Annotated in this window: 28 protein-coding genes, 1 tRNA gene and 1 riboswitch; of the genes, 13 read left to right on the forward strand and 16 right to left on the reverse strand. The window is 70.5% G+C overall.

The annotated features are described in order from the left end of the window. Positions 1-94 precede the first annotated feature (94 nt). Positions 95-601, reverse strand: a complete 507-nt coding sequence (locus tag ACIBF7_RS05590; protein ID WP_345482884.1) for a hypothetical protein — start codon at positions 599-601, stop codon at positions 95-97. Positions 602-770: 169 nt separating this feature from the next. Between ACIBF7_RS05590 and ACIBF7_RS05595 the strand changes: the two genes are divergently transcribed. Together ACIBF7_RS05595 and ACIBF7_RS05600 are read left to right on the forward strand one after the other, a co-directional pair. Beyond that, entirely contained in the window at positions 771-1,295 is a 525-nt protein-coding gene (locus tag ACIBF7_RS05595; protein WP_148037204.1) for a peptidylprolyl isomerase, read from the forward strand. A gap of 151 nt (positions 1,296-1,446) precedes the next feature. Then, on the forward strand, positions 1,447-2,316 hold the full coding sequence (locus tag ACIBF7_RS05600) for a rhomboid family intramembrane serine protease (protein WP_397196519.1): 870 nt from the start codon (positions 1,447-1,449) through the stop codon (positions 2,314-2,316). A 33-nt stretch (positions 2,317-2,349) separates the two neighbouring features. Here the strand turns inward: ACIBF7_RS05600 and ACIBF7_RS05605 are convergent, their stop codons facing one another. Next, positions 2,350-2,595, reverse strand: coding sequence for a cell division protein CrgA (locus ACIBF7_RS05605; protein WP_148036046.1), 246 nt, complete (start codon positions 2,593-2,595; stop codon positions 2,350-2,352). Positions 2,596-2,739: 144 nt separating this feature from the next. Here ACIBF7_RS05605 and ACIBF7_RS05610 point away from each other — a divergent pair, with 144 nt between their 5' ends. Genes ACIBF7_RS05610 through ACIBF7_RS05620 form a run of 3 tightly spaced genes read left to right on the forward strand, consistent with a single transcriptional unit; the run spans position 2,740 to position 4,081 of the window. After that, a complete protein-coding gene (locus ACIBF7_RS05610; RefSeq protein WP_148036047.1) occupies positions 2,740-3,351 on the forward strand; it encodes a class E sortase in 612 nt (203 codons plus the stop codon). Continuing rightward, positions 3,348-3,512, forward strand: coding sequence for a hypothetical protein (locus ACIBF7_RS05615; RefSeq protein WP_271276250.1), 165 nt, complete (start codon positions 3,348-3,350; stop codon positions 3,510-3,512). Before ACIBF7_RS05610 ends, ACIBF7_RS05615 begins: the two co-directional genes overlap by 4 nt. Beyond that, entirely contained in the window at positions 3,509-4,081 is a 573-nt protein-coding gene (locus ACIBF7_RS05620) for an anthranilate synthase component II (protein ID WP_397196520.1), read from the forward strand. The genes ACIBF7_RS05615 and ACIBF7_RS05620 overlap by 4 nt, the downstream gene beginning before the upstream one ends. A gap of 294 nt (positions 4,082-4,375) precedes the next feature. Here ACIBF7_RS05620 and pknB read toward each other — a convergent pair whose 3' ends face one another. From pknB to ACIBF7_RS05655, 7 genes are all read right to left on the reverse strand, one after another. Continuing rightward, entirely contained in the window at positions 4,376-6,235 is a 1,860-nt protein-coding gene (pknB, locus tag ACIBF7_RS05625; protein WP_148036049.1) for a Stk1 family PASTA domain-containing Ser/Thr kinase, read from the reverse strand. Between the two features lie 85 nt (positions 6,236-6,320). After that, a complete protein-coding gene (locus ACIBF7_RS05630) occupies positions 6,321-7,679 on the reverse strand; it encodes a serine/threonine-protein kinase (protein ID WP_148036050.1) in 1,359 nt (452 codons plus the stop codon). Positions 7,680-7,700: 21 nt separating this feature from the next. Next, a complete protein-coding gene (locus ACIBF7_RS05635) occupies positions 7,701-9,158 on the reverse strand; it encodes a peptidoglycan D,D-transpeptidase FtsI family protein (RefSeq protein WP_397196521.1) in 1,458 nt (485 codons plus the stop codon). Further along, on the reverse strand, positions 9,155-10,549 hold the full coding sequence (locus ACIBF7_RS05640; RefSeq protein WP_222709256.1) for an FtsW/RodA/SpoVE family cell cycle protein: 1,395 nt from the start codon (positions 10,547-10,549) through the stop codon (positions 9,155-9,157). The genes ACIBF7_RS05635 and ACIBF7_RS05640 overlap by 4 nt, the downstream gene beginning before the upstream one ends. Beyond that, on the reverse strand, positions 10,550-11,818 hold the full coding sequence (locus ACIBF7_RS05645) for a Stp1/IreP family PP2C-type Ser/Thr phosphatase (RefSeq protein ID WP_148036052.1): 1,269 nt from the start codon (positions 11,816-11,818) through the stop codon (positions 10,550-10,552). Next, positions 11,815-12,285 carry an FHA domain-containing protein gene (locus tag ACIBF7_RS05650; protein ID WP_148036053.1) on the reverse strand — a complete coding sequence of 157 codons (471 nt, stop codon included), beginning with the start codon at positions 12,283-12,285 and terminating at the stop codon, positions 11,815-11,817. The genes ACIBF7_RS05645 and ACIBF7_RS05650 overlap by 4 nt, the downstream gene beginning before the upstream one ends. 17 nt (positions 12,286-12,302) lie before the next feature. Further along, complete coding sequence (locus tag ACIBF7_RS05655) at positions 12,303-13,043, reverse strand: DUF3662 and FHA domain-containing protein (RefSeq protein ID WP_219550775.1); 741 nt, start codon at positions 13,041-13,043, stop codon at positions 12,303-12,305. 200 nt (positions 13,044-13,243) lie between these two features. Between ACIBF7_RS05655 and ACIBF7_RS05660 the strand changes: the two genes are divergently transcribed. After that, positions 13,244-13,326 (forward strand) — tRNA-Leu (locus tag ACIBF7_RS05660). 212 nt (positions 13,327-13,538) lie between these two features. Here the strand turns inward: ACIBF7_RS05660 and ACIBF7_RS05665 are convergent. Together ACIBF7_RS05665 and ACIBF7_RS05670 are read right to left on the reverse strand one after the other, a co-directional pair. Next, the gene (locus ACIBF7_RS05665; protein ID WP_219550773.1) at positions 13,539-14,555 is read right to left on the reverse strand and encodes a hemolysin family protein; all 1,017 of its coding nucleotides are present in this window, start codon (positions 14,553-14,555) and stop codon (positions 13,539-13,541) included. After that, on the reverse strand, positions 14,552-15,907 hold the full coding sequence (locus ACIBF7_RS05670; protein WP_148036056.1) for a hemolysin family protein: 1,356 nt from the start codon (positions 15,905-15,907) through the stop codon (positions 14,552-14,554). Before ACIBF7_RS05670 ends, ACIBF7_RS05665 begins: the two co-directional genes overlap by 4 nt. A gap of 261 nt (positions 15,908-16,168) precedes the next feature. On the opposite strand from ACIBF7_RS05670, the gene ACIBF7_RS05675 reads away from it, so the two are divergent. Then, the gene (locus tag ACIBF7_RS05675; protein WP_397196522.1) at positions 16,169-17,389 is read left to right on the forward strand and encodes an LCP family protein; all 1,221 of its coding nucleotides are present in this window, start codon (positions 16,169-16,171) and stop codon (positions 17,387-17,389) included. Here ACIBF7_RS05675 and ACIBF7_RS05680 read toward each other — a convergent pair. Then, positions 17,386-18,030, reverse strand: a complete 645-nt coding sequence (locus ACIBF7_RS05680; protein WP_397196523.1) for a GPP34 family phosphoprotein — start codon at positions 18,028-18,030, stop codon at positions 17,386-17,388. The genes ACIBF7_RS05675 and ACIBF7_RS05680 overlap by 4 nt on opposite strands. A gap of 22 nt (positions 18,031-18,052) precedes the next feature. Between ACIBF7_RS05680 and ACIBF7_RS05685 the strand changes: the two genes are divergently transcribed. The 4 genes from ACIBF7_RS05685 to ACIBF7_RS05700 all read left to right on the forward strand — a co-directional run bounded on the left by ACIBF7_RS05685 (position 18,053) and on the right by ACIBF7_RS05700 (position 21,436). After that, complete coding sequence (locus tag ACIBF7_RS05685; RefSeq protein ID WP_397196524.1) at positions 18,053-18,658, forward strand: TenA family protein; 606 nt, start codon at positions 18,053-18,055, stop codon at positions 18,656-18,658. Positions 18,659-18,678: 20 nt separating this feature from the next. After that, a complete protein-coding gene (locus tag ACIBF7_RS05690; protein ID WP_364233770.1) occupies positions 18,679-19,557 on the forward strand; it encodes a DNA-formamidopyrimidine glycosylase family protein in 879 nt (292 codons plus the stop codon). A gap of 38 nt (positions 19,558-19,595) precedes the next feature. Further along, positions 19,596-19,919, forward strand: a complete 324-nt coding sequence (locus ACIBF7_RS05695) for a rhodanese-like domain-containing protein (RefSeq protein WP_397196525.1) — start codon at positions 19,596-19,598, stop codon at positions 19,917-19,919. Between the two features lie 70 nt (positions 19,920-19,989). Further along, positions 19,990-20,102, forward strand: a riboswitch (TPP riboswitch). Next, positions 20,093-21,436 carry a cytosine permease gene (locus tag ACIBF7_RS05700; RefSeq protein WP_148036061.1) on the forward strand — a complete coding sequence of 448 codons (1,344 nt, stop codon included), beginning with the start codon at positions 20,093-20,095 and terminating at the stop codon, positions 21,434-21,436. Its footprint overlaps the riboswitch before it by 10 nt. Here ACIBF7_RS05700 and ACIBF7_RS05705 read toward each other — a convergent pair. Beyond that, positions 21,411-21,971, reverse strand: a complete 561-nt coding sequence (locus ACIBF7_RS05705) for a methylated-DNA--[protein]-cysteine S-methyltransferase (RefSeq protein ID WP_308249210.1) — start codon at positions 21,969-21,971, stop codon at positions 21,411-21,413. The two genes, ACIBF7_RS05700 and ACIBF7_RS05705, sit on opposite strands and share 26 nt — an antisense overlap. A 126-nt stretch (positions 21,972-22,097) precedes the next feature. On the opposite strand from ACIBF7_RS05705, the gene ACIBF7_RS05710 reads away from it, so the two are divergent. Then, positions 22,098-23,933 carry a PAS domain S-box protein gene (locus ACIBF7_RS05710; protein ID WP_397196708.1) on the forward strand — a complete coding sequence of 612 codons (1,836 nt, stop codon included), beginning with the start codon at positions 22,098-22,100 and terminating at the stop codon, positions 23,931-23,933. A 142-nt stretch (positions 23,934-24,075) separates the two neighbouring features. Then, on the forward strand, positions 24,076-24,507 hold the full coding sequence (locus tag ACIBF7_RS05715; RefSeq protein ID WP_261809001.1) for an ATP-binding protein: 432 nt from the start codon (positions 24,076-24,078) through the stop codon (positions 24,505-24,507). On the opposite strand, the gene ACIBF7_RS05720 is transcribed toward ACIBF7_RS05715, so the two are convergent. The 3 genes from ACIBF7_RS05720 to ACIBF7_RS05730 are packed head-to-tail and all read right to left on the reverse strand — an operon-like array spanning position 24,491 to position 25,577. Beyond that, positions 24,491-25,138, reverse strand: a complete 648-nt coding sequence (locus ACIBF7_RS05720; protein ID WP_397196526.1) for a YidC/Oxa1 family membrane protein insertase — start codon at positions 25,136-25,138, stop codon at positions 24,491-24,493. The two genes, ACIBF7_RS05715 and ACIBF7_RS05720, sit on opposite strands and share 17 nt — an antisense overlap. 47 nt (positions 25,139-25,185) lie before the next feature. Then, entirely contained in the window at positions 25,186-25,407 is a 222-nt protein-coding gene (locus ACIBF7_RS05725; RefSeq protein WP_148036065.1) for a DUF6412 domain-containing protein, read from the reverse strand. After that, a complete protein-coding gene (locus ACIBF7_RS05730; protein ID WP_187281667.1) occupies positions 25,404-25,577 on the reverse strand; it encodes a hypothetical protein in 174 nt (57 codons plus the stop codon). Before ACIBF7_RS05730 ends, ACIBF7_RS05725 begins: the two co-directional genes overlap by 4 nt. Between the last annotated feature and the right edge of the window lie 12 nt (positions 25,578-25,589).

The following is a 25,589-nucleotide window of genomic DNA, read 5'->3' on the forward strand; positions in this document are numbered from 1 at the left end:
AATGACCCTATAAGGCCCAATATGGTGATGAATGTCACGTACGAGCAGACGAAAAGGCGCGCCCCCGAAACCGGGGGCGCGCCTTCATCGCGGATCATGGCATCCGGTGAGATGCCTCATCCGTCGTCTCGGCCACCGGCGCGCCGGCCGGGCCCGTGGACTGGACGGCCCTGTCGGACCGCTCGTGTGCCCAGCGAGACGCGTCGGACGCGGAGTCCTTCATGTGCTCGGTCCACTGCTGGGCGTTACGCCGGTAGAACATGAAGCCGGCCGCGCCGATGGCGAGACCGGTCACCAGGACGGCCGTCGGCCAGCGCCGCGACTGCTGCCGCCGGACCGGGCTGACCCGGATCGCGGCGTCGTTCAGCATCGAGCTGACTGCCGGTGCGAGTTGGTCCTCGACCCGGTGGGCGGCCTTCTTCAGCCTGGGTGCAGCCCACATCCGGGCGTCGTCGACCCGCCTGTTGGCGGCCAGCTTGGCCTGGTCGGCCATCGGCGCCATGCGCGCGCCGGTTTTCATGGCCTGGGCCTTCATCCGGCCCTGCCACGTGGTGGGCACTTCTATGACCACGCGGCGTCGTCTTCTCAGTGTCAGGGACACGACTACCTCCCCTGTCGTTGGGGCCCCGCGCGTGACCTTCCCGATACAAAGCGGCTCAATCATGGCCCGCCGTGGGAGGATGGCGGCGGAGGCCTTAGGGCCATGGTTGTCAAAACACCACAATTCCACCCTGTGCATAGAGGAAGGCAGCTGTCTCGTGGCTGAGAAGCTGATTGCGAATCTGCAGACCAATCGCGGCATGATCAAGGTCGAGCTCTTTCCCAACAGAGCCCCCAAGACGGTGCGAAACTTCGTGGAGCTGGCCGAAGGCTCCCGCGAGTGGACCCACCCGGGCTCCGGCGAGAAGAGTAACGACCGCTACTACGACGGCACGATCTTCCACCGTGTCATCCCGAACTTCATGATCCAGGGCGGCGACCCGCTCGGTGAGGGCTTCGGCGGGCCGGGCTACGAGTTCGACGACGAGATCCACCCCGAGCTCTACTTCAACCGTCCCTACCTGCTGGCCATGGCCAACGCGGGCAAGAAGATGGGGAAGGGCACCAACGGGTCGCAGTTCTTCATCACGACCGTGCCCACGCCGCACCTCAACGGCCGCCACACGATCTTCGGCGAGGTCGTCGAGGGGCAGGACGTCGTCGACGCCATCTCCAAGACCAAGACCGGGCGTAACGACAAGCCGGTCGAGGAAGTCGTCCTGGAGTCGGTCACCATCGACCGCGTCCCGGCCTGACGCGCGGCCGCCTGTCCGGCCTTCCGGGTTCCTGCGCTCTGCAGGCCCCCCTTCCCGGAAGCCGGGCCGCGCCGGCCCGGCGCGCGGGAGGCGGCGTCACCCCGTCCGAGCAGCGGACGCGGGAGTGGCCCGCAGGCTTTAGGCTGCGGGCATGACCAGCCAGCCGCCCCTCCCGCCCTCGCAGCCCGAGCAGCCCGCGGAGACGGTCCCCACGTGCTACCGGCACCCCGACAGGGAGACGTGGGTCCGCTGCCAGCGGTGCGACCGGCCCATCTGCCCCGACTGCATGCGCGACGCGGCAGTGGGGTTCCAATGTCCCGAGTGCGTGGCCGAGGGCAATCGGGGGATCCGGCAGGCGAAGTCGACGTTCGGCGGCGCGGTGGTCCGCGCTCCCTACGTGACGTGGACGATCCTGGCGGCCAACGTGCTCGTCTTCGTCGCACAGTATTTCGTGCCGGACATCCAGCGCCTCCTGGGCATGAACTCCCTCTTCGTGGCCCTGGGCGACGAGTACTACCGGCTGATCACCGCCGCGTTCGTGCACGGCGGGATGTTCCACATCCTGTTCAACAGCTGGGCCCTCTACGTGATCGGGCCCTACCTGGAGCGGGCGTTCGGACACGTCCGCTTCGTCGCGCTCTATCTGGTGAGCGCGCTCGGCGGGTCGGTCCTCGGGCTGTGGATGGACAACCCGCGCATCCTCACCGTCGGCGCCTCGGGAGCCATCTTCGGCCTGTTCGGCGCGGTGTTCGTGGTGGGGCGCAGGCTGAACCTGGACGTGCGCGGCATCGCCGTGCTGATCGCGATCAACCTGGCCATCACCTTCATCGTCCCCGGCATCAGCTGGACCGGCCACATCGGCGGCCTGGTCACCGGGGCAGCGCTGTCGGCGGCGCTGGCCTACGCGCCCCGGGAGAACCGCACCGTGTGGCAGGTGGCGGCGGTCGCGGGGTTCGTCGTGCTGCTCGCCGTGCTCGTGGTCGTCAGAATTCCCATGATCACCATGGCGTTCCTGGGCTGACGTCCCCAGCTGTGGAAAAGCTGTGGAAAAGAACTAGCGCCAGCGGGTGGAAAGAACCACACCGAAGATGATGAAAACAAACCCGATCAGCAGGTTCCAGTTCTGCAGATCGCCGATGAAGGGCGCCCGCGGGGCCACGTAGTAGGTGGCGATCCACAGGATGCCGATGATCCACGAGGCGACCATCGTCGGCGCCAGCCAGCGAGGGCTGACCTTGATCTGCTGGGTCTTCTGCGGCGGGGTGTAAACCGCCTTCTTGCGCGTCTTGGGCTTGGGCACTGGATGACTCCTGCTGAGGGCCTGGGCTTCCGGATCGTCCGCAGGCTCTGCGTAAAGGGTAGTGGTAGCGAGCCCCAGGATAGTCGCCACGCGCACGGGATGGCGATCCCCGGCGCCCGGAGTCGTCCCGCTTACCCTGGTCGGGTGCGGATCGTGCTGCGGACCACGGGGGAGCTGAGCATCACCGCCGGCCTGGTTCTGGCGCTCTTCTGCGCCTATCTGCTCTGGGGCACCGGCGCCTACACGGCGAGCCAGCAGCTGTTGCTGCAGCGCGCGCTGGCCGCCGAGAACGCCGCCCGGCCGCCCGCCGTCGAGCTGGGCGACGCCGTGGCGCTGCTGCGCATCCCCAGGCTGGGCCACGACTTCCGCTACGCGGTGGTCGAGGGCGTACGGGCCGAGCACCTGAAGAAGGGCCCCGGCCACTACCCCGGCACCGCCATGCCCGGCCAGGTCGGCAACTTCGTCGTCTCCGGCCACCGCACCACGTACGCGGCCCCGTTCAACCGCGTCGACGAGCTCGAACGCGGCGACGAGCTCGTGGTCGAGGCCCGCGAGGCCCGCTACACCTACCGGGTCACCTCGCAGGACATCGTCGAGCCCGGCGAGGTGGACGTGCTCGCCCCGGTGCCCGGCATGCCGGGCCTGCGGCCCATCCGGGCGTACATCACGCTGACGACCTGCCACCCCGAGTACTCGGCGGCGCAACGGCTGATCGTGTACGGGGTGCTGAAGGACACCGAGCCCAGGAAGGCATGACGATGTACGGCTGGCTGTGGCGCAGGCTCCCCGGCGGTCCAGGACGGCGGCTGCTGTGGGCCGCCCTGCTGGTCGCCACGGCGATGGCCGTACTCTGGTTCTCGGTGTTCCCGCTCCTGGAACCCGCTGTGACGCTCGACGAGGTGACGGTGCGCCGATGACCCGCGTGCTGGTCGTGGACAACCACGACAGTTTCGTGCACACCATCGTCCAGTACCTGAAGGTGCTGGGCGCGAGCTGCGACGTGCGGCCCCGCGACGAGGTGCGGGTGGACGACGCCGACGGCTATGACGGCGTCCTGATCAGCCCCGGCCCCGGCACACCCGAAGCCGCCGGGGTCAGCGTCCCGCTCGTCCGCCACGCCGCCCGGCGCGGGCAGCCGCTGCTCGGCGTCTGCCTCGGCCACCAGGCCATCGCGCACGCCTACGGCGCCACCGTCGCCCGCGCCCCCGACCTCGTGCACGGCGGCACCAGCGCGATCAGCCACGACGGCAAGGGGGTGTTCGCGACGTTGCCCTCGCCCGTGCGCATGACCCGCTACCACTCGCTGGCCGTGCTCCCCGAGACCGTCCCCGGGGAGCTCGAAGTCACCGCCCGCACCGGCGACGGTGTCATCATGGGCCTGCGCCACCGCGCCGCGCCCGTCGAGGGCGTCCAGTTCCACCCCGAGTCGGTGCTCTCCGAGCACGGCCACCGGCTGCTCGGAAACTGGCTGGAGAAAACGCTGTAACGAACCGGAGCCTCAGAGCGACAGACAGATGAGCGTCCCCGCCGTTGCCCCCGAGCGGCGGGGGCGTTCTTTATTGGCGATCCTTCGGATCGCCGGCTCGTCGCTCAGATCCGGTGTCTTCCCTCGTCGTTCGGTCGCTGCGCTCCCTCTCTCCTCAGTCCAGACACCGGCGCTCCTCGCAAGACCTTCCCTGTACGGAGGTCGGGCACTGGAGTCGGTCCTTCGAATGGTGGGGCGGAGGGGTCCTTACGTGAAAAGGGCCGCCAGCCCCTTTTGGGGATGGCGGCCCTTTTCTTAGCCTAGGCCGTCGCCTACGTCGCCTGGGGGCTCGTCCTGGCTCGGGAAGCCGTCGTCGCCGTCGTCGGTCGGGACGTCGTCCGTCGGGAAGTCGTCGGTCGGGAAGTCGTCCGACGGCTGCTCGGTGGGGGTGGGGGCTGCCGGGCCCTGCGACACGACGATCGTGACCGTCATGTTGGGCTGGAGCTTGGCGCCCTCACCCGGGTTCTGCTGGATGACCGTGCCCTGGGCCTGGTCGCTCGGCTGGGTGACGACCTTGACCTTGAAGCCCGCTTCCTCCAGGGTGCGGCGGGCCTCCTCCTCGGTCATGCCCTGGACGCTCGGTACGGCCACGGCCTCCTTCGGGATGAAGAGGGTCACCGTGTCGCCCTTGGCGACCGAGGCGCCGGCCTTGGGATCGGTGCGGAAGACCTTGCCCTCCGGCTGGCTGGACGCGCGCGTCTTGATCGTGCTGCTGAGCCCCAGCTCGGTCAGCCTGGCGTTGGCCTCTTCGGTGGTCATGCCGATGAGGTCGGCGGGGACCTTCACCTTCTCCGCGCCCTTGGAGACCACGACCTTGACCGTGGCGCCCTTCTCCACCTCGGTGCCCTCGGCCGGATCGGTCTCGATGACCGTGTCCTTGTCGTACTCGGCGCTGAACTCCTCGGTGACCTCCGCCGTGAGGCCGAGCTGCTTCAGCTGGCTCTCGGCGTATTCACGCGTCTTCGCCTCCAGCCCCGGCACCTTGACCGTGGTCGGGGCCGTCGGGCTGCCGCCGCCGCTGAACATGACGTAGCCCAAGGTGATGAAGGCGCCGATGACCAGCAGCGGGATGATGATCCACAGGGCGGTCTTGACCGCGTTGCCGCCGCCGTTGTTCGCCCGGCGGCGCCCGCCCCGGCCGCCGCCCTCGTCGTACTCGTAGGGCGGGACGGCGCTGGAGTGCTGGGTGGCCGGGCCGGTGGCGGCCTGGGTGGCCGTCATCATGCGGGTGCCCTGACCGTAGCCGTTCATCGCCATGGTCTGGGCGTCGACCGGCATGCCGGACATGGCGCGCTGGATGTCGGCCCGCATCTCGGCCGCGCTCTGGTAGCGGTGCGCCGGATCCTTGGCCATGGCCTTGAGCACGATCGCGTCGGCCCACTGGGGGATCTCCGGGTCGATCTGCGACGGCGGGATCGGCTCCTCGCGGACGTGCTGGTAGGCGATCGCGACGGGGGAGTCGCCGGTGAACGGCGGCTGGCCGGTGAGCAGCTCGTAGAGCACGCAACCGGTTGAGTAGATGTCGCTGCGGGCGTCGACGCGCTCACCGCGTGCCTGCTCCGGCGAGAGGTACTGGGCGGTGCCGATGACCTGGGCCGTCTGCGTCATCGTGGCGGCCGAGTCGGCCATCGCGCGGGCGATGCCGAAGTCCATCACCTTGACGTCGCCGGCCGTGGTGATCATCACGTTCGCCGGCTTGATGTCGCGGTGCACGATGCCGCCGCGGTGGCTGTAGTCGAGCGCGCGCAGGATGCCGTCGACCAGTTCGGTCGCGCGTTCCGGGATCAGCCGCCGGTCGGCGCGGAGCAGGTCGCGCAGCGTCCTGCCGTCGACGTACTCCATCACGATGTAGGGCACGGGGGCGCCGTCGGTGACGTCCTCGCCGGTGTCGTAGACCGCGACCACGGCCGGGTGGTTCAGCGACGCCGCAGACTGGGCCTCACGGCGGAAACGGGCCTGGAAGGTGTGATCACGGGCCAGGTCCGACCGAAGGGTCTTGATCGCGACGATCCGGTCCAGCCGGATGTCTCTGGCGCGATACACCTCGGCCATGCCGCCGCGCCCGACGACACCGTCGAGCTCGTAGCGACCTCCGAGAAGCCGAGGCTGAGTCATTTCCTGCACTGTCCCTTACCGTTCATCTTGGTGCCGGCCTGCTCGGGGGGCGGCCGCCGGTGTCCATCATCGACCCGTTGGCGCGTCACGTCTCCTCCTTCGGCGGGTTCGAGTCACCCGGGTCCGGCGAGGCGGAAGGTGTCGGGGTCGTCGGCGTCGTGGTGGGGGTCGGGGTCGGCGTGGGGGTCGGGGTACGGGTCCTGGTCGGGGTCGGGCTCGGCGTCGGCTGCGTCGTCGGCGTAGCCGACTTGCTTACCGTAGCCGACGGCGAGGCTACCGGCCTCGACGACTTGACCGTAACCACAGGAGGCCGACGGGTCTCGGTTTTGGTCCGTGAGGGCTTCTGCCGGGGCTTGTCGGAAGCAGGCAGCGGAGGCGTCGTCGTCTCCGGAACGACGAGCGGCGGAGTCTGAGGGGCGGGGGTGAGCGCCCACGCGCTGAAACCCACGGCCACGACGGTCCCGGCCGCCGCCGCCGTCGTCAGCACCCGCCCGAACCGGCGCCGCGGCGGCGTCTCCTGCAGCTCCGTGACCGGCTCGGCGCCCATGGCCGCGGGCCCGTCCGCCGTCCGGTCTTCCTGGCGGGGACGGATCGGGAAGCCCGAGGGGTCGGTCAGCGAGCCGAGGTCGGCGCCGCCGGCCGACAGCGACTCGCGCAGCACGTACGCGCGATCGGCCAGCTCCCGCGCGGAGCCGGGCCGATGCGCGGGATCTTTGGCCAGCAGCGCCGCCACGAGCTCGCGCACCGGGGCGGGCACGTCGACGCCCAGCGCCGGCGGCTGCTCGCCGAGGTGGCGCAGCGCGATCGCCACCGCGCTGTCGCCGTGGAACGGGGCCCGGCCCGACAGGCACTCGTAGGCCACCACGCCCAGGGAGTAGAGGTCGGTCGAGGGCGTGAGCGGCAGACCCTGGGCCTGCTCCGGGCTGACGTACTGGGCGGTGCCGAGCACGGTGCCGGTCTGCGTCACCGGAGCCGCCTCCATGGCCCTGGCGATGCCGAAGTCGGTCACCTTGATCGTGCCCTCGTGCGTCACCAGCAGGTTGCCCGGCTTGATGTCGCGGTGGATCACGCCGGAGGAGTGGGCGGCGTGCAGCGCCTTGGCCGTCTGGTGGAGCACGTCGAGGGTGACCTCGGCGCCGAGCGGGCCGTTGCGGACCAGGATGGTCGACAGCGGCTCGCCGTGCACCAGCTCCATCACCAGATAGGCCCGGTCGGCCTGCTCGCCGTAGTCGAAGATCTGCGCGATGCCGGGGTCGGCGAGGCCGGCGGTGATGCGCGCCTCGTTGCGGAACCGGCCGCGGAACGCGGGGTCGGCGTGGATGTGGCTGTGGAGCACCTTGACGGCCACCTCGCGCCCGAGCAGCTCGTCGCGGGCACGCCAAACCTCCCCCATGCCGCCGGCGGCGATGCGGGAGATCAGGAGATAGCGGTTACCGAGCCGCATGATTCAGCACGTTACCGTCCATTACTTCAGCACCGCCTCCATCACCGCTTTCGCGATGGGCGCGGCCGTTCCGCCACCCGTCGCCTCCCCGCCGCCGCGCACGGCGCCGGACTCGACCATCACCGCGATCGCGATCTTCGGGTCGTTCGCGGGGGCGAACGAGATGAACCAGGCGTGCGGCTGCTGGCCCTGAGCGGTCTCGGCGGTTCCGGTCTTCCCAGCTACTTGGACGCCGGGAATCTGCGCGCGGTTCGCGGTGCCGTTGGCCACGACGCTGATCATCATGTCGGTGAGCTCGCCCGCCGTCTCGGAGCTGACCGCCTCGCTGAACTCCTCGGGGTCGGCCTCGTCGATCGTGTCGCCGTTGGGGTCGGTGATCTTGTTGACGAGGTACGGCTTCATGACCACGCCCTCGTTGGCGATGCCGGCCGCGATCATCGCCATCTGGAGCGGCGTCATCTGGTTGCTGCGCTGGCCGATGGAGGCCTGGGCGACGGCCGCCGCGTCCTCCTTGGGGCCGAAGTCGCTCTTGGCCACCGACATCGGGACGGCCAGCGGCTTGCCCGCGCCGAACTTCTCCAGCTGCTCGCCCATCGCCTCGTGGCCGAGGTCGATGCCGATCTTGCCGAACGGCGTGTTGCAGGACCTCTCCAGCGCGAAGCGGAGCGTGACCTGGCCCGAGCCGCACGCCGCGCCGCCGTAGTTGGGCAGGTCGGCGGTGGTGTTGGGCAGGTCGAGCACCTGCGGGGCGTCCACGGTGGTGTCGGCGCCGCGGCTGGAGTCGTCCTCCAGGAAGGCGGCGGCGGTCACCACCTTGAACGTCGAGCCCGGCGGGTAGGTGTTCTCGATGGTGCGGTTGAGCAGCGGCTGGCTCTTGTCCTTGGCCAGCTCGTCGTAGCGGCCGAACACCTCGGACTTGTTGGTGCCCGACAGCTCGGCCGGGTCGTAGGTGGGCAGCGAGACCATGGCGAGGATGCCGCCGGTCTTCGGCTCGATCGCCACCACGGCGCCGCGCTTGCCGCTCTCGCGCAGCGCGTCGTAGGCGGCCTTCTGCGCCTCGGGGTTGATCGTCAGGTCGACGTTGGCGCCCCTGGTCGGCTCGCCGGTGAACAGGTCGATGCCGCGCTGCAGCAGCAGGTCGGCGCTGGAGCCGTCGAGCAGGTCGTTCTCGCTGCGCTCGATGGCCGACTCGCTCTCGGGCGAGAAGAAGCCGGTCACGTGCGCGTACAGGCGGCCCTCGGGATACTGCCTGAGGAAGCGGAAGTCGCCCTTGGTCTCCTTCGACTGGGCCACGATGACCTTGCCGCCCGCGGTGATGCGCCCGCGCTGCACGGCGTACCGCTCGTAGAAGTTGCGGGTGTTGCGGGCGTCGTCGCTCAGACTCTGCGCGCGGACGCCCTGGAGGACGTTCACGTTGATCATCAGGAGGCCGAACATGGCCAGGCAGGCCACGGCGGCGCGCTTGATAGTCCGGTTCATCGCTGGAACACCTGCGTCATTCCTTCGTTCTGGATCGCCTGGGGCGGCGGCCTGCGCGCCGCGTCGGACATGCGCACGAGCAGCGCGATGAGGATCCAGTTGGACAGCAGCGCCGAGCCACCCTGGGACATGAAGGGGGTGACCAGGCCGGTCAGGGGGATGAGGTTGGTGACACCGCCGACGATGATGAAGATCTGCCAGGCCAGCAGGAACGACAGGCCGGCGGACAGCAGCTTGGTGAACGGGTCGCGGGCGGCGAGCGAGGTGCGCAGACCGCGCTGCACGATCAGCGCGTAGATCACGAGGATCGCCATCAGGCCCGTCAGGCCCAGCTCCTCGCCGGTGGCGGGGAAGATGAAGTCGGAGAAGGCCAGCGGGATCAGCTCGGGGTGGCCCTGGCCGAGCCCGGTGCCGAGGATGCCGCCGGATCCCATGGCGAACAGGCCCTGCATGAGCTGCTCGCTGCCGCCGACCGCCCTGTAGAGCTCCTCGTTGGCGGGGTCGAGGTAGACCTCGAAGCGCTGCTGGACGTGGTCGAAGACCATGCCGGCCAGGATCGCGCCGCCCAGGAAGAGCAGGATGCCGATGATCACCCAGGAGATGCGCTGGGTGGCGATGTAGAGCATCGCGATGAACGTGCCGAACAGCAGCAGCGAGGAGCCCAGGTCCTTCTGCAGGACCAGGATGCCCAGGCTGACGCCCCAGGTGATGAGCACCGGGCCGAGGTCGCGGGCGCGCGGCAGGTCGATGAAGAGCAGCCGCCGCCCGGCCAGGGCGAGCACGTCGCGCTTGGCCACGAGGTAGCCGGCGAAGAAGACGACCAGCGCCAGCTTGGCGAACTCGGCGGGCTGGATCTGACCCAGCCCGGAGATGCCGATCCAGATGCGGGCGCCGTTGATCTCCTGGCCGAGGAACGGGATCAGCGGCGAGACCAGCAGCAGCAGCCCCAGCGCGCCGGCGGTGTAGGTGAGCCGCTGCAGGGCGCGCTGGTCACGCAGGAAGATCAGGGTGACGCTGAACAGCACGATGCCGATGAGCGTCCACAGCAGCTGGGTGTTGGGCGAGGCGAGCGTGGCCGACGGCAGCGTGGAGTCGGTCTCCGACAGCCGGAAAATCATCACCAGGCCGAGACCGTTGACCAGCGTGACCAGCGGCAGGATCAGCGGGTCGGCCCACGGCGCGAACTTGGCGAGCACGAGGTAGGCGGCCAGCATCAGGCCGCCCAGGCTCAAGCCGTACGTCAGCATGCCCGAGGGGATCGCCCCGTCCATCGCCAGCCCGACGTTGGCGTAGGCGCCCATCGTGATCACGACCGCGAACGCGAGCATGACGAGCTGGGCCATGCGTCGCTTGGCGGGCATGGGCACGGGGGCTGCGGCCACTTCGCTCATCTATTGAGGTTTCGTCCTTGTGGGAGTGGGAGATGGCGACGCGCTCGCGGTGGGGGTGGGTTCCGCGAACTTCATCGTGTTGATCTTGGTGAGGCCCTCGGCCACGTCGCCGACCTCGATGCCGTCCTTGACCAGGGCCTGGTCGGGCGGCGAGAGCCGGGACAGGGCCTTGCCGGTGTGCTGGGCCACCTTGAAGAACTGAACGGGGCCCACCTCCTGCTGGATGCCCTGGAAGACGACCACTTCGTCGGCCCAGGCCCCGACGTAGAACTGGTCCTGCGTCCATTTCCAACCGAAATAGCCGCCGACGCCCGTGACGACGGCGGCCACGGACAGCACGGTGACCAGCACGGGCCACACCCGGCGACGCTTGCCCGACTTGCGGGACGCTCGCGCGACCGGCTCGTCGTAGTCGTCATCGGTGATGGCCGGCTGGGGAGCGGTCACCGCGCTCGCTCGCCCCGGCGCCGGCTCCTCGCCGCCGTGCAGCCGGGTCATGCCCGCGGCGCCGACGACGGAGGCCTCGACGGGCACCTGCTGGCCGTCGGTGATCTCCAGCACGTCGGCGATCACGCACGTGATGTTGTCGGGCCCGCCGCCGCGGTTGGCCAGGTCGATGAGCTGGCGTACGGCCTCTTCGGGATCGTCGAGGTTGGTCAGCGTGGCGTGCAGCGTCTCCGCGCTCACCACCCCGGACAGCCCGTCGGAGCAGAGGAGGTAGCGGTCGCCCACCTGCGCCTCGCGCAGCGTCAGGTCGGGGTCGACCTCGCCGCTGCCGTCGAGCGCCCGCAGCAGGATCGAGCGCTGCGGATGCGTCGCGGCCTCCTCGGGCGTGATGCGCCCGTCGTCGACCAGCTGCTGGACCAGCGTGTGGTCATGGGTGATCTGGTAGAGCTCCCCGCGTCTGAGCAGGTAGGCGCGCGAGTCGCCGACGTGCACCAGCGCGACCTGGGTGCCGTTCCAGAGCATGGCGGTGAGCGTGGTGCCCATGCCTTTGAGGCTGGGATCCCGTCCCACCATCTCGTGCAGCTTGCGATTGGCGTCGCGTACGGCTGCCTCGATGGCGTTGAGCAGGTCACCCCCCTGCTGGGCCTCTTCGAGAGAGGCCATCGCGGCGATGGCGACGGAGCTCGCCACCTCGCCGTGTGCGTGCCCGCCCATGCCGTCGGCGACGGCGAGCAGGCGGCCGCTGGCGTACGCCGAGTCCTCGTTTCCTTCGCGGAGGAGGCCGACGTCCGAGCGGGCGGCGTAGCGGAGTGCGATGGTCATTTGCGCAATTCAATGACTGTCTTGCCGACACGGATCGGAACACCGAGCGGCACCGGGGTCGGGCGGGTGACTTTCGAGCGGTCGAGATACGTGCCGTTGGTAGAGCCGAGATCTTCCACGATCCACTGACCGTCCTGGGGAAAGAGCCGGGCGTGCCGGCTGGATGCGTAGTCGTCGCTGACTACCAGCGTGGCGTCGTTCGCCCGGCCAATGGTGATGGGCGTCTCCGTGAGATTAATGGTGGTGCCTTGCAGCGGGCCACCTGTCACGATGAGCTGGCGGGGTTCCCCCTTCCTGCTCTTGGGCTTGGGCGCGGGCTTGGCCGGTTTGGCCCCTTTGCCCGGGCCGGCGGGAGCCGTACGTGACCCGAACAAGTCAGTCCGGATCACGCCGACTGCGGCAATGACGAAAAACCACAGCACCGCCAGGAATGCGAGCCGGATCAGCAGCAGCGTGAGCTCGGACATGGACCGTCTGTCTACCTCTAATCGCGCCGGAACACCAGAGTCGTGCGCCCCAGCGTCACTCGCGTGCCGTTCTGGAGCTCGATTCTGCGTACCGGCTGGCCGTTGACGAAAGTGCCGTTGGTCGACCCGAGGTCGACCAGCACGACTTGCTGACCCTCGACGCGCAGCTCCGCGTGGTGGCGGGAGACGCCGGGGTCGACGAGACGAAGATCGCAGTCGGTGCCGCGCCCCAGCAAGGTCACCGGCGTGGTGAGCTCGTAGGAGCGGTCGCCCTGCGGATCGTCCTGGGTGCTGACGAGCAGCCGGGGCCGCCCGCCGAACGCGTTGGGACGTGACGGGGGCAGGTCGCTCGCCGGCTGGCGGATCTCGTCCTGCTCAACCGTCGCGCCCCGGATGACGCCGGACCTGATGCGGAACAAGCCCACCGCCAGGTCGCCCGCCGTCTCGAATCGGACCCGGACCGGTCCCACGAAGGAGTAGCCCTGTTCCTTGGCGTACTCCCTGGCGAGGTTGGCCAGCTCGTGGCTGATGCTGTCGGCGTAGACCTCTAGCCGCTCGGCGTCGGTCGTGGACAGCTCCACCACGAAGTCGTTCGGGACGAGGGTACGGCCCTGGGCGACGATCGCCGCCCGCTCGTCCATCTCCCGCTGCACCGCGCTGGCGACCTCGACCGGCTGAAGGTCAGATTTGAACGCCCGCGCAAAGGCCCCCTCAACCAAGCCTTCGAGCCGTCGCTCGAAGCGCTGAAGGACTCCCACCGGGTACCTCCCTTCCTCCGTGCATATGATCGCGGCCCCCCGGCGCGCGTGGCGCCCGGTCTCCGCTCGAACCACGAGGCGGCGGCCCCCGGCGCTCCTGAGGCACTCGCGCCCAGCTCCTCCGCTCCCGTGTCTTATGCGATCGTATCCGGGTTCAGTACCAGTGGCTGTTACGTGCTAGTGTTTCTCCGCACCCACAAGGGCGGGTGGCGGAACGGCAGACGCGCACGGTTCAGGTCCGTGTGTCCGAAAGGACGTGAGGGTTCAAATCCCTCCTCGCCCACCTCGGTAGGGTCGATGAAAATCGGCAGACCCACCCTGGCGAAGAAGAGCCCCGGTTCGCAAGAGCCGGGGCTTCATCTTTTCCTCGACATCCTGTCCGCTTGCGGCCTCCTGGCCGTACCGCCGGGCGAAAGGTACGCCCGGCCGGTTGCAGCTCGCTTTCAAACCGCTTCCGGCCGGGGCCCATTGTTTTCGCTCAGAGCGAAGCCGAGGTCAGGCCGCCAGCTTGCGCGTGTCCAGCAACTGGCCCAGCAGGTCGGTGAGGCTCACCATGCCGATGACCGCGCCGTCGCCCCCGGTGACCAGCGCCAGGTGCGCACGGGCCTCCTGGAGGGCCGCCACGGCCTCGGGGACCTGCGTGAGGCTCGGCAGCTTCGGCACCGGCCTGGCGAGCTCGCTCGCCGTACGTCCGGGCTCCAGCAGGGCGTCACGGGCGTGCAGGACACCCGCCACCTCGCCGCCGTCGCTCACGAGCAGCCTGAGGTGGCCGCTGCCGGCCGCCACGCGCCGGATCTCGGCCGTGCCGGCCCGCGGGGGTACGGTGACCGCCCGGCCGATCGGCACCATGAGGCGCTCGATGCCCTCGGCCTCGAACCGCAGCGCCCGGGTCAGCAGGTCGTGCTCCTCCCGGTCGAGCAGCCCCATCCGGCCGGACTCGCCGACCAGCATGGCGAGCTGGCGCGGCGTCCTGGTGGTGGCCAGCTCGTTGCGCGGCTGCACCCCGAAGAGCCGCAGGCCGAGGTTGGTCAGGCCGTTGAGCGACGACAGCAGCGGCCGCATCACCGAGGTGAAGGCCCTGAACGGCAGGGTGAGCAGCAGCGCCGCCTGCTCGGGGTGGGTCAGCGCCCACGACTTGGGCGCCATCTCGCCCACCACCATGTGCAGGAACGTCACCAGGGCCAGCGAGAGCGTCAGCGCGATCGGCATGCGCAGCGGCTCTGCCACGCCGATGGCCGCGAACACCGGTTCGAGGTAGTGCTCGATGGCCGGCTCGGTCACGTACCCGAGGCCCAGCGTGCACAGCGTGATGCCGAGCTGGGCGCCGGCCAGCATCAGGGAGAGCTGGCGGCTGCCGCCCGCGGCCGACCTGGCCGCGATCCTGACGAGCCGGTTGCCGCCCGCCGCGATCTCCTCCAGGCGGTGCCGCCGGGAGGACACGAAGGCGAACTCGGCGGCGACGAACAGCGCGTTGAACGCCAGCAGCGCGACGCTGATCATGATCATCGTCATCGGGTCGCCTCCGCGGGCTGCTGGGCGGGCGCCAGCCGCACCCATTCGGGCACGCGCCGGTTGAGCGAGATCACGGTCAGCTCGGCCACGTGGCGGTCGCCGCCGTCGTCGTACTCGAACGGGTCGGCCTCGACGACGGTCGGCACCGTCACCGTGTCCCCGGGCTCGGGCATCCGGCCCAGCTCGGCCAGGATCAGGCCGCCGAGCGTGTCGTAGTCGTCGCTTTCGGGCAGCGCGATGCCGGTGGCCCGCTCGACCTCGTCGAGCCGCAGCCTGCCGGGCACCTCCCAGACGCCGCCGGGCTGCCGCACGGCGCCCACCGGGTCCGGGTCGTTCTCGTCGACGAGCTCGCCGACGAGCTCCTCGGCGAGGTCCTCGACGGTGATCACACCCGCCAGGCCGCCGTACTCGTCGATGACGCAGGCGATGTCGTCCTTGGCGACGCGCATGCGGTCGAGCACCGCGGGGAGCGGCAGCGAGTCGGGCACGAGCAGCGCCGGGCGGGTGATGTCGCGCACGGCGCCCTCCTCGATCCCGGAGGCGAGCAGCTCGCGCACGCCGGTCACGCCGGCCACGTCGCCGTCGTCGCCGAGCACCGGGTAGCGGCTGTGGCCGCACTGCCGCATGGTCTCCAGCAGCTCGGAGATCGGCTGGGCGGCGCGCAGCGCCACCACCCGGGGCCGCGGCACCATGATCTCCTCGGCCGTGTGGTCGCCGAACTCCAGGGCGCGCTCCAGCAGCTCCGACAGGCGAGGCGGCAGCTCACCGGCCTCCGTGGACTCCTCGATGATCCGGGAGAGCTCCTCGGGGGTGGCGCCGTGCTCCACCTCCTCGACGGGCTCGATGCCCACCTTCCTGAGCAGCCCGGTCGCCGCCGAGTCGAAGAGGCGGATCACCGGCCCGACCACGGCCAGGTAGACGAGGGTGGATCCGGCCAGGAACTTCGCCACCTGCTCCGGCCTGGCGATGCCGAGGTTCTTCGGCGCTAGCTCGCCGAGCACCATCTGCACCACGGTGGCCACGCCCACGCCGATGGCGACGGAGAGCCCGGTGATGAGGGCGTCGGAGAGGCCGGCGTCCGTCAGCCAGGGCCGCACGATCACGGCGATGGCGGGCTCGGCCAGGAAGCCGACCAGCAGGGCGGTGACGGTGATGCCGAGCTGGGCGCCCGACAGCATGAACGAGAGGCGTGAGGTCACGCGGAGTGCCTTCTCGGCGGCCTGGTCACCGGCCGCGGCCTGCTCGCGCAGGACGGCCCGGTCGACGGCGACGAAGGCGAACTCCTGGGCGACGAAGTAGCCCGTCGCGGCTGTGAGCAGGAAGAGGGCCATCAGGCCCAGATAGGCGCTCACCGCTGCGAGCTCTCAGGGGAACCCGTGCATGTGCACGGGCGGCTACTCCATGGGTCCGCAGTGGACACGATCATCCCTTCTTTAGAGCTGGTCCATAAAACTAACGATGCGGATGGCCTCTGTGTTTCCGGTGGTCTTATCTGCCTGGTTCTACGTACTTTTCCGTGGCGGAACAATGGCCGGTGGACTGCACTGAGCGAAGTGTTGGACGTAGCTTCTATGTCAGGGCGACTATGTCAAGCAAGGGGAAGAAGGAGCCACGTGGCTGAGGACGACCGGACGCGGGCCATGCGCTCGCCGGGCGAGCGTCGCCCGCTGCCTTCCAGCAAGGACGGGCCGCGTGCGGCGGGGGCCCCGGCGCACCACTTCCCGCAGCCCCCGCAGCAGCCGGTCGCCGACGACGTGCCGCGGTCCAGCTCGCGGGTGTACGGCAAGCGCCGGTCGGGCAGCAGTCCCGTCAGGCCCATGCGGAGCACCTCCGACCGGCCGCCCCCGCCGCCCGGACAACGGCCGCCGCGCCGGCGGATCAAGGGCGGCACCGTTCTCAAGATCATTCTCGCGCTCCTGGTGGCGCTGGTGGTGACCGCCGCCGGCATGCTCTTCTGGATCGACGGGCGGCTGGGCGGGCTGCCCGCCGGGATCCTGGACGACTACGAGGGCCGCCCGGCCGACACCCCCGGCACCAACTGGCTCCTGGTCGGCTCCGACAGCCGCAAGGGCCTGTCGGCCCGCGAGCGCAAGAAGCTCGCCACCGGCAACAGCGAGGGCCAGCGCACCGACTCGATGATGCTGCTCCACCTGCCCGAGGGGAGCGACCGGCCGACGCTGGTCAGCCTGCCGCGCGACTCCGCCGTCACCGTCCCCGGCCAGGGCCGCAACAAGCTCAACGCCGCCTACGCGATCGGCGGGCCCAAGCTCCTGGTCCGCACCGTCGAGACGGTCACGGGCATCCGCGTCGACAACTACATGGAGATCGGCTTCGCCGGCTTCGTCGAGATCGTCGACGCCGTCGGCGGCGTCGAGATCAACGTGCGGGCCGCGGTCAACGACCCCAAGGCGGGCCTGAAGCTCAAGAAGGGCACCCAGACCCTCACCGGCGCCCAGGCGCTCGGCTACGTCCGCACCCGCAAGGGCGGGGCGCTGCCCGACTACGAGCGCACCAAGCGGCAGCGCCAGTTCCTCAGCGCGGTGGTGAAGAAGGCGGCCAGCCCCGGCACCCTGATCAACCCGTTCACCTCGATCCCGCTGGCGATGAGCGCCACCGACGCCGTGGCGGTCGACGAGGACACCGGCGTGTTCGACATGCTCTCGCTGGGCCTGGCCATGGGCGACAGCCCGGTGACCACGGTGGTGCCCTTCGGCGGCACCGAGAACGTCGCGGGCGGCGAGGCCGTCAAGTGGGACAGGGCCAAGGCGCTGGCCCTGTTCGAGGCGCTGGCCGCCGACCAGCCGGTGCCGAAGGAGATCCTCGACGCGGGTTAGCCCGTCGCGGTGATGGCGGCCGTGGTGACGGCGATCGAGATGCCCGCGTTGATCGCGGCGATCGTCTGCGCCACGGCCTCGGCCTCCCACGCGCCGGCCGCGATCTCCTTGACCCGGCCCTTGTCGGCGCCGGGGAACGCCTTGCGGTCGAGCTTGGCGGCGTGCATGACCGCGATGAGCACGGCGGTGCGCGGGTCGGGCTCGGCGCCGCCCAGCGCGCCCGCGACCCGCTCGCGTACCCGCGACTCGACGCTGCCGTCGAGCTCGGGCCAGCGGGTGGTGCGGAAGACGCCGAACACCCGGCCGCGCTCCTCGGCCAGCACGCCCGCGGCGGCGAGCCGGGTGAGCAGGCGGGTGCGGAGCTTGCCCGACTGCAGCTGCTGCACCCACCAGGCGGGCCCGCGCTCCTTCGGGCTGCCGGCGATGCGGGCGAGCGCGGCGTCGAGCTCGTCGTCGCCCAGCGGCGCGGGGTCCAGGACGGTCACCTTCTTGTCGCGCAGCGTGATGCGCTCGCTGATCGCCAGCTCGGCCAGGAGGGCGCCGGCCACGGCGGGGTCGAGCTGGATGGTGGAGAGCAGCTGCCTGCCGTCGTCCTCGCCGAAGGCGAGAAGGAGGATCTCCTCCGCGATCGTCACGCTCATCCTCTGACACTAACGTGCGAGCATGACCATCTCGGAAAAATTGCACGCTGTCGGCCGTCCCCTGCTTGAGGCTCAGCTGGCCCATCCCACCGTTGCCGGGATCGGCCGGGGCGATCTGCCCGAGCCCGTGTTCCGGTCGTGGCTGGAGCAGGACTACCTCTACCTGCTCGACTACGTGCGGGTGTTCGCCAAGCTGGCCTGGCAGGCTCCTGACGCGCACGTCGGCGACCTGGTGGACCTGGCGCACTCGACCTATCACGAGGAGCTGGATCTGCACCGTTCGCTGTCGGCCGAGTTCGGGGCCGATCTGGAAGGGGCGGTGAAGGGGCCGGCCTGCGTCGCGTACACGGACTTCCTGCTGGAGTCCGCGGGCTCGTACGGGGAAGGGCTGGCGGCGCTGTATCCGTGCATGTGGGGATATTCGACGCTGGGGCGGATCCTGGCGGAGAACCCGCCCGCCGAGCCGCGCTACCGGGCCTGGGTCGACACGTACGCCGACCCGGGGTTCGCCGCGCTGGCCGAGCGGATCGCCCAGATGATCGACGAGACGGACGTCGATCCCGACCGGGCGGAGGCGATGTTCACGGAGGGGATGGCGCACGAGCTGGCGTTCTGGGACGTGCCGTAGCGCCGCGTAGTCTGGAGAGCATGCCTGAACTTCCCGAGGTGGAGTCGCTCACCGCGTTCCTGGGCGAGCGGGCGGTCGGCCGCACGATCGCGGGCGTCGACGTGGTGGCCTTCCAGGCGCTCAAGACGTTCGACCCGCCGGTGACCGCGCTGGGCGGGCTGACCGTCACGGGCGTGTCCCGTCACGGCAAGTTCCTCGACCTCGACTGTGACGGGCTCCACCTGGTCATCCACCTGGCCCGGGCGGGCTGGCTGCGCTGGCGTGACGACCTGTCGGGCGCCAGGCCGGTCCGTCCGGGCAAGGGCCCGCTCGCCGTACGGGTGCGGCTCGCGCCCGACGCCGACGGGCTGGCGCCGGGGTTCGAGCTGACGGAGGCGGGCACGCAGAAGCGCCTGGCCGTCTATGTCGTGAAAAATCCGGACGAAGTGCCGGGTGTCGCCGCGCTCGGCCCCGACCCCCTCGACGAGTCCTTCGACGTCGCCGCGCTCAAACGCATCGTCGGCGGCAACCGCACCCAGATCAAGGGCCTGCTGCGCGACCAGAAGGTCGTCGCCGGCATCGGCAACGCCTACTCCGACGAGGTGCTGCACGCCGCGAAGATGTCCCCGTTCAAGGTCGCGGCGACGCTGACCGACGCGCAGATCGCCGACCTGCACGACGCCATCGTGACCACGCTGCGCGAGGCGGTCGAGCGGGCGCGCGGCCTGGCGGCCAAGGACCTCAAGGCGGAGAAGAAGTCGGGGCTGCGCGTGCACAACCGCACCGGCCAGCCGTGCGACGTCTGCGGCGACACGATCCGCGAGGTGTCCTTCGCCGACTCCTCGCTGCAGTACTGTCCCACCTGCCAGACCGGCGGCAAGCCGCTGGCCGACCGCCGCATGTCCAAGCTGCTCAAGTAGCGTGCCGAGCACGACGCGCGGCAGGTAAGAATGGGCGCATGACGGTTCCCGAGGTCGAGGTCCGCGACGTGCCCGACGACGCCTACCTGCTCGACGTGCGCGAGGAGTACGAGTGGGTGGCGGGCCACGCCCCCGAGGCGGTCCACATCCCGATGACGCAGATCCAGGCGCGGGTCGACGAGGTCCCCTCCGGCTGTCCGGTCTACGTCGTGTGCCGCGTCGGCGGCCGTTCGATGCAGGTGGCGGCCTGGCTCAACCGCCTGGGCCGCGAGGCGGTCAACGTCGGCGGCGGCATGCAGGCCTGGGAGCTCGACAAGCGTCCCATGGTCAGCGAGACCGGCCGGCCGCCGATGGTCGCCTGACCCCGACTGGCCGAAACGGGACCAATAGTGCATCATGGGGGCGGCAGCCGGAGTTGATCTCCGGCTGTTGACGACCCACCGCGGGAGCTCGGGGCCAACCGGGCTGAGAGGGCAGCTACGCCGCTGCCGACCGCATGAACCTGTCCGGGTAATGCCGGCGTAGGGAGTGCGCGATGTCGCATGCCATCCATGGCGAGGAAGTTCCGCTGACCCTGGAGGGCGAGCCCCCCAAGACGCTCGGAGTGCTCGACCAGGGCGCGCTCTGGGCCAACCTGGCGGTCAGCCTGCTGGGCTTCTCCGGCGCGTTGTTCCTGATCGACCCGCTCGGCGGCGCGCCGCTGACCGTGACGGCCGCCCTGGTCGCGACCGTGGTCGGCAGCCTGATCGGCACCACCATGGTGGGCCTGGCGGCCATCCCCGGCACGCAGACCGGCAAGCCCGCGATGGTGCTGCTGCGCGGGCTGTTCGGGGCGCGGCTGTCGTACTTCCCCACCGTGCTCAACATCATCCAGATGATCGGCTGGGGCGCGTTCGAGCTCTGGGTGATCGCCCAGGGCGCCCTGGCCATCTTCGGCGACACGGTCCCGTACGCGGTGTGGGTGATCGTCGCCGGGGTGATCACCACGGTGCTGACCGTCTGGCCGCTGGGCGCGGTCCGGCTGATCAGGCGCTACATCACGGTTCTGGTGATCATCGCGATGATCTGGTTCGCGGTGCAGTTCCTGGGCGACGCGCAGCCGCGGACCGGAGGGTCCTGGGAGGCGTTCGCCCCGGCCGTCGACTACGTGATCGCGCTGTCGGTGTCGTGGGTGCCGCTGGCCGCCGACTTCGCCCGGCACTCCAGGTCCAGCCGGGCGGCCTTCACCGGCGTGGTCGGCGGCTACACGCTCGCCCAGGTCGCCTGCCTGGCCCTGGGCGTGTACGCGGTCGCGATCGCAGGGGCCGAGGCGGTGGCGGCCGACAGCACGGCGGTGTTCGGGCCGTTCGTGGCGGTGCCGCTGGGCGCGCTGTTCTTCGCGATCCTGGTGCTCCGCGAGGCCGACCAGTCGTTCGCGAACGTCTACTCGACGACCGTCTCGCTGCAGAACCTCATGCCGCGCGTCGACCGGCGGATCATCAGCACCCTCATCGGCCTGCTCACGGTCGCCATCGCGCTGGTCGTGGACGTGACCTCCTACGGCGCGTTCCTGGGCGTGATCGGCGCGGTGTTCGTGCCGATGTTCGCGGTGCTGGCCGTCGACTACTTCCTGCTCGGCGGCGCGGCCCGGTGGAACACCGACGCCGACGCCCCCGCCCGCTGGTCGATGCTGGTGCCGTGGGCGCTCGGCTTCGCGGCGTACTGGCTGACCACCTCCACCCCCACCGTCGCCCCGTGGGACGGCTTCTGGGCCGGGGTGCGCGAGGTCATCGGCTTCACCAGGGAGCCGTGGATGAACGGCGCGCTGGGCGCGGCCATCGTCGCGGCCCTGGCGACGCTGCTGATCGGGCTGGTCACGCGCCGCGTCGCTCGACGGTGAGCAGATGGCGCTTGGCGGCGGGGCCGCCCGCGTAGTCGCCGGGCTCGCCGTCGTCGCGCACCACCCGGTGACACGGCACGATCACGCACACGGGGTTGGCGCCGAGCGCGTTGCCGACCGCGCGCAGCGCGCGCGGCCTGCCGATGAGCTCGCCGATCCGGCCCATCGTCGTGGTCGTGCCGTACGGGACCGCCATCGTCTTCTGCAGGACCGTACGAGCGAACGGCGTGGCGAGGGTCAGGTCGACCCGGGTGGAGAAGGCGCGGAGCCGGCCGGAGAAGTAGGCGTCGAGCTCGCGGCGGACCGGGTCGAGCCGCCGGGCGTCGGTGCCGATGAGGCTGCCCACCTGGTTGGACACCCGCTCGAAGACCACGTGCTCGTCCTCGTAGCTGCAGGCGACGAGGCCGCGCGCGGTGACCGCGAGCACCAGCCTGCCGACCGCGCCGTCGTAGGTGCCGAGCGCGACGTCGAGCTGGCCGTCACCCCGATAAGTGTCGGACGTCACCCGCAGCAGGGCCTCGAGGTCGCCCGACACGCCTTCACCTCCACCCGCCATGAAAAAGCCGTGACCGCAGCGTATCGGACGGATCGCCCGACGCGAGCGCCACGCCGCGGGCACTATGGAGTCGTGGGGGACCCAAGGGGTGCGAGTGACGACGAGATGGTCCGCGCGGTGCTCGACAGCTCACCCAACGCCGTCGTCGCGATCGACCGGGACCAGACGGTCCTGGTCTGGAACGCGGCCGCCGAGGCGCTCTTCGGCTGGCCCGCGGCCGACGTGCTCGGGCGCAGGGCGCCGATCGTGCCGGAGGAGCTGGCGGCCGAGCACCACGCGGCCCTGGAGCGGGTCCGCACCGGCGGGCAGGTGTCGCTGCGCACGAAGCGGGCGCGCGCCGACGGCGGCGTGCTGGACGTGCGGGCCGACATCAGCGCGCTGCGCGTGGGCTGCGCGACGGCCGGATACGTCTGCGTCTACCACCTGGTGCAGGCCGACCACGCGGCCAAGAGCCGCCTGGCGCGCCGCGCGAGGCTGGTGCGCAGGCTCACCGACGTGGTCGGCGACATCAACGCCGAGCTGGAGCTGCCCGCCGTGCTCGACCGCATCTCGGCCAGCCTCACCGAGCTGACCGGGGCCGACGCGGGCGGGTTCGTGCTCATCGAGGGCGACCGGCTGCGCCTGGTCAGCACCTACCGGCTGCCGGACTCGCTGAAGGAGGCCACCACCGACCTGGACACCAGCCTGGTCGGCACGCTCCTGCGCACCGGCAGGACCGTGCTGCTGGAGTCCGCCGGGCTGGACCGGCTGGTGTGGGCGCGGCTGAAGGGTCTGCACACGATCGCGCTCGGCCTCGCCGCCGTCGGGGGTCGCCCGTACGGCGCGCTCTACGCGCTGTTCGCCAAGCGCAAGCCCGGCCACCTGGAGCTGGAGCTGCTGGAGCTGCTGGCCGGGCACGCCGGGATCGCGGTCGGCAACGCGGTCGCCTACCAGGAGGCGGTGCGGCAGCGCGCGCACGAGCGGGCCGTGTTCGACGCCAGCGCCGACGGCATCGCGGTGCTCGACGGCGACGGCCGGGTGCTGCGGTGGAACCCGGCCGCGGCCGAGCTCACCGCCGTCAGCGCCGAGGAGGTCATCGGCGGCCCGCCGCCGTTCCCGCTGCCCGGCCCTGGGGAGAAGGTCACCCACCAGCTGCCGAGCGGGCGCTGGCTGGACGTGGTGTGCGCGCGCATCGAGGAGACCGGCGAGCTGGTCGTCGACTTCCGCGACGTCACCGCCGCCAAGGAGCTGGAGGAGGCCAAGGACCTGTTCCTGGCGACCACCAGCCACGAGCTGCGCACCCCGATCACGGTCGTCCGCGGCTTCGCCGGCACGCTCGACGCCCGCTGGGACAAGCTGAGCGACGCCGAGCGCCGCTCCGCCGTGCACACGATCGCCGAGCGGGCCAAGTCGCTCGGCAGCCTCATGGACCACCTGCTGCTCGGCGCCAGAGCGGGGGCGGAGGAGCAGGTGGTCGGCGACGAGCCGTTCGACCTGGCCGAGCGGCTGCACGCGGCCACGCTCGGCCTGCCGGTGCTGTCCGACCGGCACCGCATCGAGGTCGGCATCGCCGTGGGCCTGCCGTGGGTGATGGGCGATCCGCTGGCCACCGACATCGTGCTCGGCCAGCTCCTGGAGAACGCCTTCAAGTACTCGCCGCAGGGCGGGCTGATCAGCGTCGGCGCCTGGCGCGAGAACGGCGGGGTGGTCGTGGTGGTCGACGACGAGGGCGTGGGGATCGCGCCGGCCGACCGGGAACGGATCTTCGAACGGTTCGTCCAGGTGGAGACCGGCGACCGCCGGAGGTTCGGCGGCGTCGGGCTCGGCCTCTACATCGTGCGGAGCTTGGCCAGGGCGCAGGGCGGCGAGGTGAGCGCGCATCCGCGCCCCGGTGGCGGCACCCGGATGAAGCTCCAGCTCAGGTCCGCTTCTACTATCGGATCCGACACACCGGTGCGGTAACGAGGTGGTCACGGTTGCGCTGATCTATCGTCCGATGTGTACAAGCTGTGATCGAGATGCGGTTTCTGGGATCGAGTAACGGGGCATTTCGGTCGTACCGGGGGTGCTTCCGCGGGGGGCACTGGGAGACGGGGAGGTGGGTGTGTCAAGCGTGGTGCTACTGCCGTACGCGCCGTCCAGCGTCGCCGTCGCCCGCCAGCGTCTCAGCAACGATCTTCAGGACTGCGGGGTCTTCGATCCCGCGATCGACGATGCCGTACTCGTGGTGAGCGAGCTGCTCAGCAACGCGCTACGGCACGCCCACCCGTTGCCTTCGGGGATGGTGAGGGTGTCCTGGCTGCGTAACGATGGTCACATCGAGGTGGCGGTCAGCGACGGGGGAGCGGCGACCGAGCCGAGGGCGGGCCGGCCGGCCCTGTCCTCGCTGGGCGGCCGCGGGCTGGGGATCGTCGAGTATGTGGCGGAGAGCTGGGGCGTGCGGCATGACGGCGACACGACAACGGTGTGGGCGATCCTGCCCGCACCTCAGAAGCAGATGAACGGGCAGGTTCACGCGCTCAAAGAGGCCGGGTAGCGAGCACGGCGCGCTCTCCCACGGTCCACGCCGTGGAAACCAGCAGATAGAGCCCGGCGGCCAGGGGGAGCACCGCCGCGGCCAGCACCGAGCCGAACGGCAGCAACGGTGTCACCCTTCGGATGAGCTCCGGCTGGTCGTCGGTGAGCGCCGACTTCACCGTACGGGAAGACAGCCATGCCACCACGGCCATCAGCACGAGCACCAAAGCGAAGACCGAAAATGGGCCGCTGAACAGACCGTAATGTGCGAGCACGGCCGCGACCTGCTGACCGAGCGGAGCCCCGAACAGGTCGTGGCCCGCCAGCGCGGTCGGGTGGGTCGCCACCCGGAACATCAGCCACATGAACGGCAACTGGGCCAGCCCCGGCAGGATCCCCGCGAACGGCGAGCTGCCCTCCTTGGCGAACAGCGCGGACGTCTCCTTCGCCAGCCGCTCAGGGTCGCGCCCGAACCTCTTGCGCAGCTCGCGCAGCCTGGGCGCGAGGCGTTCCCTGACGCGGGCGCTGCGCGCCTGGCGGATGCCCAGCGGCAGCAGCAGGAGCCGTACGGCCAGGGTGAACAGCACGATGCCGAGGGCGGCGTGGCCCCCGGAGACGCCGATGACGAACGAGACAAGCGAATCGATCATGAGCCCTTCTCCCATGGAGACTTCCAGGGCTCGGGTCCGAGCCCCGCCTAACAGGAAGCGGGGCGCGGTGAAGGAGCTCGCGGTCTCGGTCTCCCGGCCGCGTCGGGATCGCGCTGGCGCTGGAAGGCCGTGCGCCGCGCGTACACCAGGGGGAACCCGGACGGCTCACCGCCGCAGGCCGGCAGCAGCCTGGCCGCCCACGAGACCAGCAGCAGGACCGCCACCATGGTGACGGCGATGAGCCAGGGATCGAACAGGAAGGCCGTCACTGCGGCGAGGACGACTTACCGACCAGCGTGACGACGACGAAGACCAGCAGAGCGATCACTCCGATGATCAGCGCGATCTTCAGCAGCCCCAGAACCATGGGGATGATGAAGGTGAACAGCACGAAAAGCGCCAGCGCGGCACCCGCCACGAGCATGATGACTCGACCCATGACGCCACCGTA

The sequence above is a fragment of the Nonomuraea sp. NPDC050478 genome (genome assembly GCF_044458265.1).
Classification (GTDB): Bacteria; Actinomycetota; Actinomycetes; order Streptosporangiales; family Streptosporangiaceae; genus Nonomuraea; species Nonomuraea ferruginea.